Below are 13,187 nucleotides of genomic sequence, written 5' to 3'. Positions count from 1 at the left end.
GCTGCCCGCGACGACGGGAACGACCGCACCGGACGGCTTGACCTCTGAGCAGCCCTTTGACCTGCATGAACAACGGCCCTCTTCCCCCGGAATCGGGCGGAGGGGGCCGTTGTCGTGTTGTCGAACCGGGTGATCAGCTTGCGGGACGGAACGAGCGCATCGTGCTGGGCCGTCGCGACCAGACGGTCCGGTGCGGCGGCGGGAGGGAACGCGGTGCCGGCCGGTCATCGTCGGTCTCCTCGTCGGTCTCGCTGGTGGTGCCGTCCTCGTCGATCCAACCCGGCGGGATCGTCCTCCTCGGCAGCATTAGGTTCACCGGGTCATGCCACAGCGGGTCGGCCCCAGCGTTGGTGGCGTTCGCTGCGGACCCGGGCTCGTTCGCGGCGTTGGGCAGCGAGGACGTCGGGGTGGCGGCATTGACGTTGCGCCAGCGCAGACAGCCCTGCAGCCGCGGGGCGGGCACCGGGTGGTTGGAGTGGTTCGAGGCGCCCATCACGAAGCTGCGCAACGGCCCGAACCGGGCGTCGATCGGATTGGCCCAGGACGCGTAGGTCGGGGGTCAAGCACAGCTCAACGTTGTGGGCCGCGGCCCAGACCCGGATCTTCGGGGTCTTGTTCGCCGACAGGTTGTCCATGATCACGTAGATCGGCGCGCCGTCCGGGCGGGCCGCCCGGATGCTCTTGAGCGCGGCCAGCGAGTGGTCGCCGCCCTTGCGGCGGCGGGTCACACCCCAGAGCTGGTCATCGCCCAGGCTGTAGCAGCCGTGGAAGTAGCGGATCCCGTGCGTGCGGGTATAGGTCGCCGGCAACCGGGCCGGGTGCGACTCGCGGGCCCAGGTACTGCCGTGACACGGCCGGATCGACAGCGGTCCGAACTGGTCGAAGGCGAAACAGCGGTCCTGGAACTTCGCGGTGACCTCCTCGATGCGGTCGAGCTTGGCGTCCTTGTCAGGATCCGTGGACTCCTTCCAGGTCCGGGTCCGCTGAAACGACACCCCAGCCTCGCGCAGGATCTGACGCAGCCGTTCGCGGCTGATCACGATCCGGTGTGCGTGGCAGCGGTCCAGGTACTGGACCAGCTCGCGCAGGCTCGAGTGGGTGAACGGGCACCCGAGCGTGGTCGGTCGCGTGGTGGCCGTCGCGAGGATGAACGCGATGTCGTCGTCACTGATCAGGCGGGGACGGCCTCCCGCCCACCCCTGCTCGCCCGCCCGGACCAGCTCGCCCCCGGCGGCCACGGCAAACGCCGTGCTCGTCGCGTCCGACCGGCCACTGGACCTGACCGCGCTGGCCCGAACGGGCCGCCGTGCGCGGCGAGCCCGCGTCGGTCGTCGACGACGCCGGGTGCGCGGGCTCGCGGCCACCGCCCCGGTGCTCACCGACGACTTCGCGCCGACCGACCAGCTGCTGGGCGACGCGCTGCGGTCGGCGCCGTACCGGGAGTCGCTCGTGCGGTGATCCGCGGACCGGGCGTGGCGCAATACGTACATGTGCGGAGGCGCCCGGCCCGCGACGCGGGGCCCGGGCGGTATCCGCGGGGCCGGCCGCGCGCTCCGTCCAGCGTCTGATCCGCGCGCTGGCGGAAGGAGCCGGCCATGAGTGCCCCGACAACACCGGCAACCGCGTCACCCGCCCCACCACCGACCCCGACGCCGACCCCGCCACCACCCATCCGCACCGACGCGCCGCCGCGAGAGGAACCGCACGGGATCGGCGGGCCGGTGCGGGTGGCCTGGCGGGAAGGCACGCTCACCCGGGCCGCCGAGCTGGAGATGCTCGGCGCGTGGATGAAGTCGAGCAAGGCCACCACCTGGTCGAACGCCGACGAGCAGCTGCTCATCGCGATCGAACGGCACCTGGTGGCGGCCCGCGACGCGGCGCTGCGCGCCGAGCTGTGCCCCAGCCGGCGGATCCGCTGCTTCCGCAACGGCTCGCTGCTCGAACGGGCCACGAGCAACCTGGACGCCGCCGAGGCCCACCTGCTCGGCCTCGCGCCTCCGGAGTACCTGCGCGGCCAGATCCCCTGCCTGCTGCGGCACGTGCAGTGTCACCTCTCGCCGTGCGACGCCCGCCGGCTCGAGTTCGAGCGGATCGCCGCGCGCCTGGGCGTGAAGGACCCCGACCACCCGCTCCTGAACCGCACCGACCCGCCGTCCGACCTGCCCGCGGAGGAGGCGGAGATGGCGGAGGTGGCCGCGGCCAGGGCGGCGGACCGGGCGGTCGAGCGGGAGCGCCGCGCGATCGTGACGATCGTGCGGGGCGCCAGCTCCGCGGCGCTGCGCGAGCAGGTACGGCTGCGCAGCTTCCGCAACGTCGTGGTCACCTCGGGGATCTTCCTGAGCTTCCTCGCGGTGGCCGTGGTGGTCGTCGCGTTCGCCCAGCCGACGCTGATGCCGCTGTGCTTCGCCCCGGAGGAGGCCGGCGTCGCCGTGGTCGTCTGCCCGACCGAGCAGTCGGCCCCGTTCGTGCCGCTGGACGGCCCCCCGCAGACCGGCATCGAGTCCAAGGACATCGACGAGGTGGTCCTGAGCACCGCCCGAGGTCCGGACGTCGCCGTCGTCGCGCTCGTCGGCCTCACCGCCGCGGCGGTGGCCGCCGCGGCCGCCATCCGCCGGATCAAGGGCTCCTCCGAGCGCTACGGCCTGCCGGTCGCCCTCGTCGCGCTCAAGCTGCCGACCGGGGCCATCACCGCGGTCCTCGGCCTGCTGCTCATGCGCGGCCAGTTCGTGCCCGGGCTCAGCGCGCTGGACACGTCGGCGCAGATCCTGGCCTGGGCGCTGGTGTTCGGCTACGCGCAGGAGCTGTTCACCCGGCTGGTCGACGTGCAGGGGCAAACCGTGCTGGACAACGTGCGGGGCGGGGCGACGCCGCCGTCCGGCGGGCCCGGCTCCGCCTAGCTAGTGCGGTGACCACTTAGGTTCATCGGGTCAGGCTGCGGCGGGTCGACCCCAGCGGTGGTGGCGTTCGCTGCGGACCCGGGCTCGTTCGCGACGTTGGGCGGCGAGGACGTCGGGGTGGCGAAGCCGGTAGTCCCTCGGTCGTTCCAGCGCCGAGTAGATCGCGCGTTTGCGGGCGAGCAGCACCCCGCCCGGCAACTAGTGGCTCGACACGCAAGGTCGGCCAGGTAATTGATCTCGCTGACGGACCCGACCACGCTGTCCTGCACGCCGAGTGCAGGGGGTGGTGGGTGTGGCTCGTCGAACGAGCCTGTTCGTGAGGTCGCTGTCGATGGACGAGGGCCGCAAGCTGCAGCGGATCACCCGGACGGCGAAGGATCCGGTCCGGATGCGCCGCGCGATCGTGGTCATGATGTCGGGCCAGGGCCAGGCCGTCCGGGACATCACCTCGTTGCTGCAGGTCAGCGAGGACTACGTGCGTGATGTGATCCATGCGTTCACCGAGCGGGGGTTTCGACGCGCTGGACCCAAACCGAGCGGGGGACGCCCGAGGCGGATCGGTGAGCAGGTCCGGGCCCGACGGGCTCCGTTCCACGGGCGGGAGCATGGCTCCGCAGGACGGCATGGCCCTCTGTTCCCGCGTCAGCCGCGCCGCGCCTCGCGGACCGCTGTGGCGGCGGTGTGGTCGCCGCGGGCGTCGAGCCCGGCGACGACGCCGTCGACGTCGGCGGCGGGGCGGTTCTGGCTCATCTTGACCTTGGCCTCGATGCGGCTGATCACCACCTCGACCCCGACGATCGCGCGGAGTTGGCCGGCGACGAACGCCGGCGGGGCGTCGTCGACCGACCACGGCCGGGGTTCGCCGGCCTCGTGGTGGTCGGTGAGCCGGCGCACCAGGCCGTCGAGCCACTGGGGGTCGTCGTGCACCACGAGTTGCCCGTAGATGTGGGCGGTGACGTAGTTCCAGGTGGGCACGACCCGGCCGTGCTCGGCCTTGCTGGCGTAGAAGCCGGGCGAGACGTAGGCCTCGGGGCCACGGACGATGACCATCGCCTCGCCCAGGGGCGGGCGGCGCCACTGGTCGTTGTTGCGGGCCACGTGCCCGAGCAGGGCGCCGCGCGGGCCGGTGCGGGGATCGAACAGCAGCGGCAGCGGGGTGGCGACCAGGCCGTCGGCCGTGGCGGTGACCAGGTCGGCGGCGGTCGGGCGGGCGAGCAGGGCGGCGATGGCGCCGTCGTCGGCGGCGAAGTGGGCGGGGACGTACACGTGCCCACCGTCGCACATGACGCCTCCTGGTACGGCCCACTTCACAGGGCCGCTGCCCGGACCGGCCGGGCCGCGATCGGGCTGGAGGGCAGGTTCAGGTTCCCGGGGGCGGGTCCGCTTCGTACGGTGCTGCCATGTCCCGAGCGCTCCCGGGTCGCCCGGCGCGCGCGACACGGCCCGCACCGGACGGCGCTGCGGCTGTGGGCCGTCGCGCTCGCGCTCGTCTGCGTGCCCGCCGCGCTGCTGCCGCCGGCGACGGCGGGGCCGGTCGGCCCGTCCGCGTGGGGACGGGCCGGGCCGGACGCGCCCGTCGTCAGCGCCGCACGTGCAGCAGCCCGAGCCGCCGCGTGGCCCGGGTGATCGACACGTAGAGGTCGGCCGGGTTGCGGGCCCTGATCCGCTCCGGGTCGACGATCACGACGACGTCGAACTCCAGGCCCTTCGCCGACACCGGGGTGTGCAGCTCGGCGGGCAGGCCCGCCAGATCGCCCACCTCGGGGGCGATCACCGCCAGCGTCCCCTCGCCGAGCCGGGCCGCCTCCGCCTCGACGGCGGCGCGCACCTCGGCTCCGAGGTCGGCAGCGGGCACCGTGCGCTGCCACGGCTGCTCGCCCGTCGCCCGCACCGACTCGGCCGGCCGCCGGTCGGGCGCGAACCCGGCCAGCACCTCGGCGGCCAGCGCCATGATCTCGGCGGGGGTCCGGTAGTTGACGGTGAGCGTGCGGTGGGTCCACCGCGACCCGAGGTGCGGGGCGAGCACGTCCGCCCACTCGCGCGCGCCAGCGGCCGCGCTGCGCTGCGCGAGATCGCCGACCGCGGTGATCGAGTGGGTGGGGCAGCGCCGCAGCAGGACGTGCCAGTCCATGGCGGACAGCTCCTGCGCCTCGTCGACGACGAGGTGCCCGTAGCGCCAGTCCCGGTCGGCGGCCGCGCGCTCGGCCACGCTCATCAGGTGCTCGGGGACCTGCCGGGCGGCGAGCACGTCGGCGGTGACGAAGTCGGTCGGGCGCAGCTCGTCGGGGTCCTCCCCGGCCAGGTTGCGGTCGGCCTCCTCCAGGATCTGCAGCACCTCGGCGGCGTAGGCGCTGTCGGGTTCCTCCGGTGCCGCCGGCGGGGCGGGCGGGGTGCCGATCAGCTCGGCCAGCTCGTCGAGCAGCGGCGCGTCCGCAACCGTCCACGCGGAGCCCTCGGCGCGCTGCAGCGCGGAGACGTCGACGTCGCCGCCTGCCGAGGCGAGCCGCTCGGGCGACGCGTACAGCTCGGCCAACACCCGCTGCGGGTCGAGCACCGGCCAGAGCCGCTCGACGGCCGCGTGGAAGTCGAGGTCCGCGCGCAGGTCGTCGCGCAGCTCGCGGCGCAGCCCCGCCGACACCTGCGCCGCGCCCGCCGGGGCCGGCTCGGGGACGTCGCCGCCGAGCTCGCGCAGGATCTCGGCGAGCTCGGGCGGGTCCTCCAGGTCGTGGGAGAGCCGCTCGACGCCCTGTCGGACGAGCAGGGCCCCCAGTGCGTCGCGGAACGCGGCCCGCGCCGCGTTGTGCGGCAGGCCGCCCGCCCGGGCCCGGCTCCTGGCCTCGGCCGCCGTCGCCCGGTCGATCTCGACGGTGACGTCGTCGAGGTCGATCGCGATCGGCGAGCGGGGCAGCTCCTGGCGGTCCGCCACGGCGCGGCGCAGGACGTCGAGCATCGCCAGGTCGCCCTTCACGCGGGCCACGTCGTCCTCGTCGACGGCTGTGGCGACGACGCCCTGGGCCAACCGGCCGGGGGTCGTGAACACCACCGCCGACTCGCCGAGCGCCGGCAGCACGCCCCCGACGTAGTGGATGAACCCGGCGCTGGGCCCGACCACCAGGACACCGCTGCGGGCCAGCCGCTCGCGGTGGGTGTAGAGCAGGTAGGCCACCCGGTGCAGCGCGACCGCGGTCTTGCCGGTCCCCGGGCCGCCCTCGATCACGACGACGCCGGGCAGCGGCAGCCGGATGATGGCGTCCTGCTCGGCCTGGATCGTCGTCACGATGTCGCGCATGGTCGTCCCGCGCGGGGCCTTCAGCGCGGCGATCAACGCCGGGTCCGACGACCTCCCGGAATCGGGACCGGTGAGCGCGGCGCTGTCCAGGACGTCGTCGTGGAAATCGACGACCCGCTCGTCGGGCGCCCTCCCGGCGAGCTGGAAATGCCGCCGCCTGGTGACGCCGAGCGGTGTGGCGAGGGTGGCGCAGTAGAACGGCCGGGCGGCGGGCGCCCGCCAGTCGATCAGCGCGCTCTCGGCGTCCTCCGGGTCGGTGAGCCCGATCCGGCCGACGTAGGTGGGTGGTTGGTCGGCGTGGTCGAGGCGGCCGAAGCACAGCCCGGAGCGGGCGGCGCTGAGCGCGCTCACCCGCTCCGACCAGCGGTGCACGGAGACGTCGCGCTCCCAGCGGGCGCTGAGCTCCTCGCCCGTGGGCGCGCCCAGCGTGCCCCGCGCCCGCGCCGACGCGTCGCGGATCTCGGCGGCCAGCAGCGCGTGCAGGCGTCGGATCCGCGCTGTCTCGGCGGCGAGTTCCCCTTCGAAGGGGGGTCTGTCCGAGCCGTCTCCGGCCGTGCTATGGTCGAGTTGCGGGGAAAAGATTTCGTTTTCTGGTCGCACCTGCAAGAATAGCTTTTCCGCCGCCCGGTGCGCAATTCCGGATCATCCTTCCAGGTCGTCGGACCAATCCGCCCCGATGCGCCGCCACTGCGACGTGGGCCGCCCGTCGGCCCGGAACTGCTGCCCCGCGACGTCGAACGGCTGCGGCCAGCCGGCCGGCGAGTCCTCCCAGGTCTCCTGCCGGCCGTACGCGGTGAGGTCGAGCAGGTGGTAGCTGGTCGCGCCGGCCTCGGTGCCGCGCCCGGTCGTCCAGTACGTCTCGAACACCCGGTCGCCGTCGCGCAGGTAGCAGACGTAGGCGCCGAAGGCGCGCCCCGCGAGCAGCGCATCGCCGGCGTCCCGCGCCGAGTACCAGGGCACGTCCCAGCCCATGAGGTCGCGGTAGCGGGCGCTCTCGGCGTAGGGCCCCTGGCAGAACGTCGCGTAGGTGACGTCGCGGCTGTTCAGGTAGGACGGCTCGGGAGCGTGCCCGTTGAAGAACGTGCAGCCCTCGCACTGCTCGGCGGCCGGCGCGCCGTCGTGCCACATGTGCAGGTAGGCGATCAGCTGGCGGCGCCCCTCGAACACCTCGACCAGCGGCACCGGGCCGTCCGGCCCGACCAGCGGGACGCTCGCGTCCACCTCCACCATCGGCAGCCGCCTGCGGGCGGCCGCGATCGCGTCGCCCTGCCTGGTGTGCGCCTTCTCCCGCGCCCGCAGCCGGTCGACCTCGGCCTGCCACGTGGTCCGGTCGACGACCTCGGGCCGGGGCTGCGTCGTGCTGTGCGCGTCCATCGATCCTCCTCGTCGGGGCGAGCGGGTCGCCCGCCGTCACCAGTGGTGACCGGACGGGCGGCCGGGACTCATCGGATCGACCCCGACGGGCTGGGCGCCGGTTTCCTACGCCGGGTCGAGCGCGTCGCGCTTGCGCTCCAGCACGCCCCGCTCCGCCGCGTTCCCGCACAGCGCGATCGCCCTGGTCAGCGCCTCGCGAGCCGCCGACGTGCGGCCGAGCCGGGTGAGCAGCTCGCCGCGGACGCCGGGTAGCAGGTGGGAGCCGGGGAGGGCGCCGGCGGCGACGAGGGCGTCGACGATCCGCAGCGCAGCCTCCGGCCGGCCGGCCATCGAGACCGCGACGGCGCGGTTCAGGTCGACGACCGGTGAGGGCGCGAGCCGGCCGAGTGCGTCGTAGATGATGACGACGCGCTCCCAGTCGGTGGCCTCCACTGAGGGCGCGACCGCGTGGCACTCGGCGATCGCCGCCTGCAGGCCGTAGGCGCCGAGCCCGTGACCGACCCGTTCGGCCCGGGCGAGCGCGGCGCGGCCGCGGCGGATGGCGGCGCGGTCCCAACGGCGGCGGTCCTGCTGCTCCAGCAGCACCGGCTCGCCGTCGGGGCCGGTGCGCGCCGGGAAGCGGGCCGCGGTCAGCTCCAGCAGCGCGAGCAGCCCGAGCACCTCGGCCTCCCCGGGCAGCAGCCGGGCCAGGATGCGGGCCATCCGGACCGCCTCGCGGGCCAGGTCGACGCGCATCAACTCGTCGCCGGAGGACGCCGTCGAGCCCTCGGTGAAGGTCACGTACACGACGCTGAGCACCGAGCCGAGGCGCTCGCGGCGCTCCTCGGGCGGCGGCACCTCGAACGGGACGCGCGCGGCGGCGAGGGTCTTCTTGGCGCGGGTGATCCTGGCCTGCACCGTCGCGGTGGGCACCAGGAAGGCGCGGGCGATCTCGTCGCTGGTCAGACCACCGATCACGCGCAGGGTGAGGGCCACCCGCGCCTCCCGGGACAGCACCGGGTGGCACGCGGTGAACGCCAGCGCGAGCACGTCGTCGTCGATCTGGTCGGGGTCGCGCAGGAGGTCGTCGCCGGCCTCCGGGGCCGGGCCGCCCGAGGTGGCGCCGCCCTCGCCCAGGTCGCGGGCGAGGGCGGCGTACCGGTCGTCGAGGGCGGCGCGGCGGCGGAAGCCGTCGATGGCGCGGCGGCGGCCGACGGTGAGCAGCCACGCGGCGGGGTTGCGCGGCACGCCCTCCCGGGGCCAGGTCACCAGCGCCTCGGCCAGCGCCTCCTGGGCGAGGTCCTCGGCCAGGGCGAAGTCGCCGGTGTAGCGGGAGAGGCCACCGACGATCCGGGCGGACTCGATCCGCCAGACCGCCTCCACCGCCCGCCTGCCCTCGGCGGCCGTGGCACCCGCCCGGCTCACAGCTGGCCGGTGGCCTCGCGCCAGGCCCGCTCCTTGCGGATCCACTCGTTGTCCTGCGGCAGCTCGTCGATGCTGGTCACCCGGCGGATCTCGGCCTTGGAACCGGGGCCGGCCAGCGGGGCCCGCTTGGCCCACTCCACGGCCTCCTCCTGGGAGGAGACGTCGAGGATCCAGAACCCGCCGAACAGCTCCTTCGTCTCCCCGTACGGGCCGTCGGTCACCACCGGCGGCTCCGCGGAGTAGTCGACGACGACGCCCTTGGCCGCGTCGTCCAGGCCCTCGGCGGCGACGAGCACCCCGGCCTGGATCATCTCGTCGTTGAACCGGCCCATCGCATCGATGATCCCGGTGAAGTCGACGTTCTCGTACGACGCCCAGGTCTCGTCGGTCGCCCGCATGATCACCATGTACTTCATGACCGTCTCCTCGGTCCGTGGGGGTCCCGTCGGGACCCTCTCATCCCCAGGTCGAACGAGGGCGGCCGGGGATCGACACGGCGCCGAACATTTTTCCGCGGCCCGCAGCCCTACGGTGCGTCCGGCAGGAGCGCGCCGCTGGCGTCGATCACGTCGAGGTGGTGCACCTCGGGCTCCCCGACGGGGCGGGCACCCCCGAAGGCGCGGTCGACGGCGGGGTGGATGCGCTCGTCGAAGGCGCGGGCGCAGGCCTGCTCCGACTCCCAGACGTCGATGTAGCGCAGGCCGCCGTCGGACCGGCGGACGCACAGGTGCAGCAGCGAGCCGGCCAGCGGCTCCGGTCCGATCTCGTCGAGGATCCGCTGGTAGAGCTCCGGTCCGATCGGCACGTCCTGGATGAAGGCGTGGACCACGGTGACCTCCCGAATATTGATCCGAATATATTTCGGATGAACCAGGGGTAAGGTTGGCCCGTCATGACCGACCCCGTCAAGACCCCGCCCAGGCGGCGTTACCACGCGCCGCAGCGCGCCGAGCAGGCCGCGGCCACCCGCCGCGCCGTGCTGGAAGCGGCGCGCGAACTGTTCACCGCGAACGGCTACACGGCGACGACCGTGGGTCAGGTCGCCGACCGCGCAGGCGTCGCGGTCGACACGGTCTACGCGACCGTCGGGCGCAAACCGGTCCTGCTGCGGGAGGTCTTCGAGACGGCGCTGTCCGGTCAGGACGTGGCGGTGCCGGCCGACGAGCGCGACTACGTCAGGGAGGTGCGCGCGGCACCCACCGCCGGGGAGAAGATCGCCGTCTACGCGCGGGCGCTCGCCCGGATCGCCCCGCGCACGGCGCCCGTGCAGGCCGCCATCCGCGACGCCGCCGCCCACGACCGGGTGTGCGGAGCGCTGGATTCCGAGTTGGCCGACCGGCGCGCGGCCAACATGCGACTGTTCGCCGCCGAGCTGCGCGCGACCGGCGAGCTGCGCCCCGACCTCTCCGACGACGACGTGGCCGACATCGTGTGGGGCATGGCGTCGGCGGAGTACTACCTGCTGCTGGTGCGGCGGCGCGGGTGGACCCCGCACCGCTACGGCGAGCACCTGCGCGACGCCTGGACGCGGGTGCTGCTGGCGGACCCGACGCCCGGGTCAGCGGGGTAGCTACTCCCCGACCTCCCCGTCGACGGCTTCGCGCAGCAGGTCGGCGTGCCCGTTGTGGCGGGCGTACTCCTCGATCATGTGGCAGAGGATCCAGCGCAGGCTGGGCGCGCGCCCGTCGGGCCAGGTGCGGGCGGCGAGCCGGTCGAGGCCGCCGGTGGCGAGCGCGTCGGCGATGTGGGCCTCGGAGCGCACCACGGCCTCCGCCCAGAGCGTGCGCAGCTCGTCGGGGCTGTCGTCGGCGGCGGAGTGCCAGTCCCAGTCGGGGTCGGCGGCCCAGTCGACCGCGTCCCAGGGGGCGTGCCGGTCGTGGGCGTGCAGCCAGCGGGAGAACCAGTCGTCCTCGACGTAGGCGAGGTGCTTGAGCAGGCCGCCGAGGGTCATCGACGAGGCCCCGACGGTGGACGAGAGGCCCGCGGCGTCGAGGCTCGCGGTCTTCCAGGCGAGCGTGGCGCGCTGGTAGTCGAGGAAGCCGAGGAGGGTGGCGGTCTCGTCGCCGGTCAGCGGGGGTTCCGGGCGGCCGTTCTCGTCGACGTCGGTCATGGCGGACGACCCTACGGGGCGGCGAACTCCTCGGCGCGGAGCTGACAGGGCGGGATCATCGAGTCGGTGCCGCCCCGGCCGGGGAGATGGCCCCCACGGCCGCGGCATCAGGAACCGCAACGGCGACGCGCTCGGCATGGCCGGCAGTCGGCCTGGAAGCGGTTCGCCGACCCGGGTAGCCGCGCGTGACCGGAGCCATGACGTTCGGCACGTCATGGCGTCCGCCGCGGGGACGACCGTGCCCGGTATGCGCAGCGCGGTGGGCCACCGACTCGTCCGGATCGCGGGTCACGTCCTCGCCGTGCTGGTCGCGGTGGCCGCGACCGGGGCGATCGGGGCGGCCGGCATCGCCACCGGGGTGACGGCCCCGTACGCGCCGGCCGTCGACGTCCCGCCGGCGCTCGCGGCCGTGGTCTCCCCCGCGCCGGTCCTGGACCCGGCCCGGCCCACCGTCGCGGTCCTGGTCGGTGCCCGCGGCGCGGAGGTCACCGACGTCCTGGGGCCGTTCGACGCGCTCGCCTCCAGCGACGCGGTCAACGTGCTCACCGTCGGCCCGGCGACCGGGCCGGTCCCGCTGACCGGCGGCCTCGACGTCGTCCCGCAGGTCCGCCTCGACCAGCTCGACGGGCTGCTGGCCGCGGCCGGCACCCGGCTGGCCGCCGTCGTGGTGCCGGCGATGCCCGACGTCGACGAGCCGTCCAACCGGCCCGTGCGCGACTGGCTGCGCTCCCGACCGGCCCCGCTGGTGCTCAGCGTCTGCTACGGCGCCGGGGTCGTCGGCTCGGCCGGGCTGCTGGACGGGCGCACCGCCACCTCGCACTGGTTCCGGCTCGACGGCCTGCGCGAGCGCTACCCGCAGGTGCGCTGGCAGGACGGCGTGCGCTGGGTCGACGACGGCGACCTGATCTCCACCGCGGGCGTGCTGTCCGGCATCGACGGCGCCCTGCACCTGCTCGACCGGCTGGCCGGACCGGAAGCCGCCGCGCGCGCGGCCGAACGGATCGGATGGCGCCACCACCGCCCCACCGCGGGTCCGCTGCCGCGCTCCGGGCTCGCCGCGGGCGACGCGGTGGCGTTGCTCAACGCCGGGTTCCGCTGGGACCGCCCGCGCATCGGCGTGCTGCTCACCGACGGCGTCGGCGAGCTGGAGCTGGCCTCGGCCTTCGACCCGTACGGCGGGCAGTCCTTCGCCGCGCGGACCGTCGCGGTCGGCGACGCCCCGGTGACCACCGCGCACGGCCTGGCGGTCCGCCCCCGGACCCCGCTCGACCGGGCCCGCGCCGAGGTCGACCGGCTTCTGGTGCCCGGCCGCGCCGCCGCCACCGACGGGCGGGCCGGGATCACCGCGCGGGCCCGCGCCGTCGGGGTGGAGCCGCAGTTCCTGCACGCCGAACCGGGGTTCGCGTTCGACGCGGCGCTCGCCGACCTGGCCCGCACGGCCGACGTCCCCACGGCGCGGTGGACGGCGAAGATGCTCGAGTACCCCGAGGGCGACCTCGACCTGCGCGGCCCGTCGCTGCCGTGGTCGCTGCTGGCCTGGCCGGTGCTGCTGGCGCTGGCCTTCGCGGTGCTGCTCGTCCAGGTCCCGCACGCGGCCCGATGGCTGCGCGCCCGGATGTCGGGAAAGCCACCATCAGGACGTCCGGTGTCCTAGTGGTGGCTTTCCTGACGCGGGGCGGGAGTCAGCCGGTGGGTAGGTCGAAGTCGTAGATCATGCAGGTGGCCGACGCGTAGGCCGCCTCCTTGGTGTCGGTGGCCAGCACGGTGCCGTCCGGGGCGGCGATCGTGCAGGTCACCGAGGTGTCGCCCTTCGCGGAGGTCGTGCTGACCACCAGCATCGGCGTCGCGTCGGCACCCCACTCCGCGGTGGGCACCGTGATCGACCACGGCGGGACCTCGCCGAGGTCGGTGATCTGGTCGCCGTTCTCGCCGGTGTAGAGCAGCGTGACGGGGTAGTTGCTCTCGACCGAGTACACGTAGGAGGCGGGCCGGTCGCCGGTGCCGCCCGGCGACACCACCACGCCGGGCAGCAGGTTCGGCGGTGCCGTGGGCGCGGCCTCGGTGGGCGGCGCGGCCTGCGCGGCCTGGGTGGCCTGCGCGGCCTGGTCGGTCA

The 13,187-nt window shown here is 74.7% G+C and carries 12 protein-coding genes and 1 pseudogene; 4 read left to right on the top strand and 9 right to left on the bottom strand.

Translation table 11 applies throughout. The features are described 5' to 3' along the window. Positions 1–320: 320 nt before the first annotated feature. Positions 321–1,238, bottom strand: a complete 918-nt coding sequence (locus tag KIK08_RS19765; RefSeq protein ID WP_214404680.1) for an IS630 family transposase — start codon at positions 1,236–1,238, stop codon at positions 321–323. 357 nt (positions 1,239–1,595) lie between these two features. Here KIK08_RS19765 and KIK08_RS19760 point away from each other — a divergent pair, with 357 nt between their 5' ends. Next, positions 1,596–2,897 carry a hypothetical protein gene (locus KIK08_RS19760; protein ID WP_214404679.1) on the top strand — a complete coding sequence of 434 codons (1,302 nt, stop codon included), beginning with the start codon at positions 1,596–1,598 and terminating at the stop codon, positions 2,895–2,897. 331 nt (positions 2,898–3,228) lie between these two features. Then, a pseudogene (locus KIK08_RS41100) lies at positions 3,229–3,459 on the top strand (helix-turn-helix domain-containing protein); the annotation flags it as partial. A gap of 80 nt (positions 3,460–3,539) precedes the next feature. Here the strand turns inward: KIK08_RS41100 and KIK08_RS19750 are convergent. The 6 genes from KIK08_RS19750 to KIK08_RS19725 all read right to left on the bottom strand — a co-directional run bounded on the left by KIK08_RS19750 (position 3,540) and on the right by KIK08_RS19725 (position 9,793). Continuing rightward, positions 3,540–4,181 carry an FMN-binding negative transcriptional regulator gene (locus KIK08_RS19750; RefSeq protein WP_250557373.1) on the bottom strand — a complete coding sequence of 214 codons (642 nt, stop codon included), beginning with the start codon at positions 4,179–4,181 and terminating at the stop codon, positions 3,540–3,542. Positions 4,182–4,476: 295 nt separating this feature from the next. After that, positions 4,477–6,786: a helicase gene (locus KIK08_RS19745; RefSeq protein ID WP_308257748.1), complete on the bottom strand. Its 2,310-nt coding sequence runs from the start codon at positions 6,784–6,786 to the stop codon at positions 4,477–4,479. Between the two features lie 42 nt (positions 6,787–6,828). Then, positions 6,829–7,560 carry a DUF899 family protein gene (locus KIK08_RS19740; RefSeq protein WP_214404678.1) on the bottom strand — a complete coding sequence of 244 codons (732 nt, stop codon included), beginning with the start codon at positions 7,558–7,560 and terminating at the stop codon, positions 6,829–6,831. A 105-nt stretch (positions 7,561–7,665) separates the two neighbouring features. Further along, on the bottom strand, positions 7,666–8,964 hold the full coding sequence (locus KIK08_RS19735; RefSeq protein ID WP_308257747.1) for an RNA polymerase sigma factor: 1,299 nt from the start codon (positions 8,962–8,964) through the stop codon (positions 7,666–7,668). After that, positions 8,961–9,380 carry a YciI family protein gene (locus KIK08_RS19730; protein ID WP_214404677.1) on the bottom strand — a complete coding sequence of 140 codons (420 nt, stop codon included), beginning with the start codon at positions 9,378–9,380 and terminating at the stop codon, positions 8,961–8,963. Before KIK08_RS19730 ends, KIK08_RS19735 begins: the two co-directional genes overlap by 4 nt. 110 nt (positions 9,381–9,490) lie before the next feature. Then, a complete protein-coding gene (locus KIK08_RS19725; RefSeq protein ID WP_214404676.1) occupies positions 9,491–9,793 on the bottom strand; it encodes a hypothetical protein in 303 nt (100 codons plus the stop codon). Between the two features lie 63 nt (positions 9,794–9,856). Between KIK08_RS19725 and KIK08_RS19720 the strand changes: the two genes are divergently transcribed. After that, complete coding sequence (locus KIK08_RS19720; RefSeq protein ID WP_214404675.1) at positions 9,857–10,534, top strand: TetR/AcrR family transcriptional regulator; 678 nt, start codon at positions 9,857–9,859, stop codon at positions 10,532–10,534. On the opposite strand, the gene KIK08_RS19715 is transcribed toward KIK08_RS19720, so the two are convergent. After that, positions 10,535–11,074, bottom strand: coding sequence for a DinB family protein (locus KIK08_RS19715; protein ID WP_214404674.1), 540 nt, complete (start codon positions 11,072–11,074; stop codon positions 10,535–10,537). 247 nt (positions 11,075–11,321) lie between these two features. On the opposite strand from KIK08_RS19715, the gene KIK08_RS19710 reads away from it, so the two are divergent. Continuing rightward, a complete protein-coding gene (locus KIK08_RS19710) occupies positions 11,322–12,728 on the top strand; it encodes a DJ-1/PfpI family protein (protein WP_214404673.1) in 1,407 nt (468 codons plus the stop codon). A 28-nt stretch (positions 12,729–12,756) separates the two neighbouring features. On the opposite strand, the gene KIK08_RS19705 is transcribed toward KIK08_RS19710, so the two are convergent. Continuing rightward, on the bottom strand, positions 12,757–13,187 hold a 431-nt coding region (locus KIK08_RS19705; RefSeq protein WP_214404672.1), incomplete at its 5' end, for a hypothetical protein.

The sequence above is a fragment of the Pseudonocardia lacus genome, from assembly GCF_018531445.1.
GTDB lineage: Bacteria > Actinomycetota > Actinomycetes > Mycobacteriales > Pseudonocardiaceae > Pseudonocardia > Pseudonocardia lacus.
This window is presented reverse-complemented; position numbering and strand designations above follow the sequence as displayed.

Coding starts and splice junctions, on each gene's coding strand:
- KIK08_RS19760 (WP_214404679.1), top strand. CDS start 1,596: ATGAGTGCCCCGACAACACCGGCAACCGCGTCACCCGCCCCACCACCG.
- KIK08_RS19750 (WP_250557373.1), bottom strand. CDS start 4,181: ATGTGCGACGGTGGGCACGTGTACGTCCCCGCCCACTTCGCCGCCGAC.
- KIK08_RS19740 (WP_214404678.1), bottom strand. CDS start 7,560: ATGGACGCGCACAGCACGACGCAGCCCCGGCCCGAGGTCGTCGACCGG.
- KIK08_RS19730 (WP_214404677.1), bottom strand. CDS start 9,380: ATGAAGTACATGGTGATCATGCGGGCGACCGACGAGACCTGGGCGTCG.
- KIK08_RS19720 (WP_214404675.1), top strand. CDS start 9,857: ATGACCGACCCCGTCAAGACCCCGCCCAGGCGGCGTTACCACGCGCCG.
- KIK08_RS19715 (WP_214404674.1), bottom strand. CDS start 11,074: ATGACCGACGTCGACGAGAACGGCCGCCCGGAACCCCCGCTGACCGGC.
- KIK08_RS19710 (WP_214404673.1), top strand. CDS start 11,322: ATGCGCAGCGCGGTGGGCCACCGACTCGTCCGGATCGCGGGTCACGTC.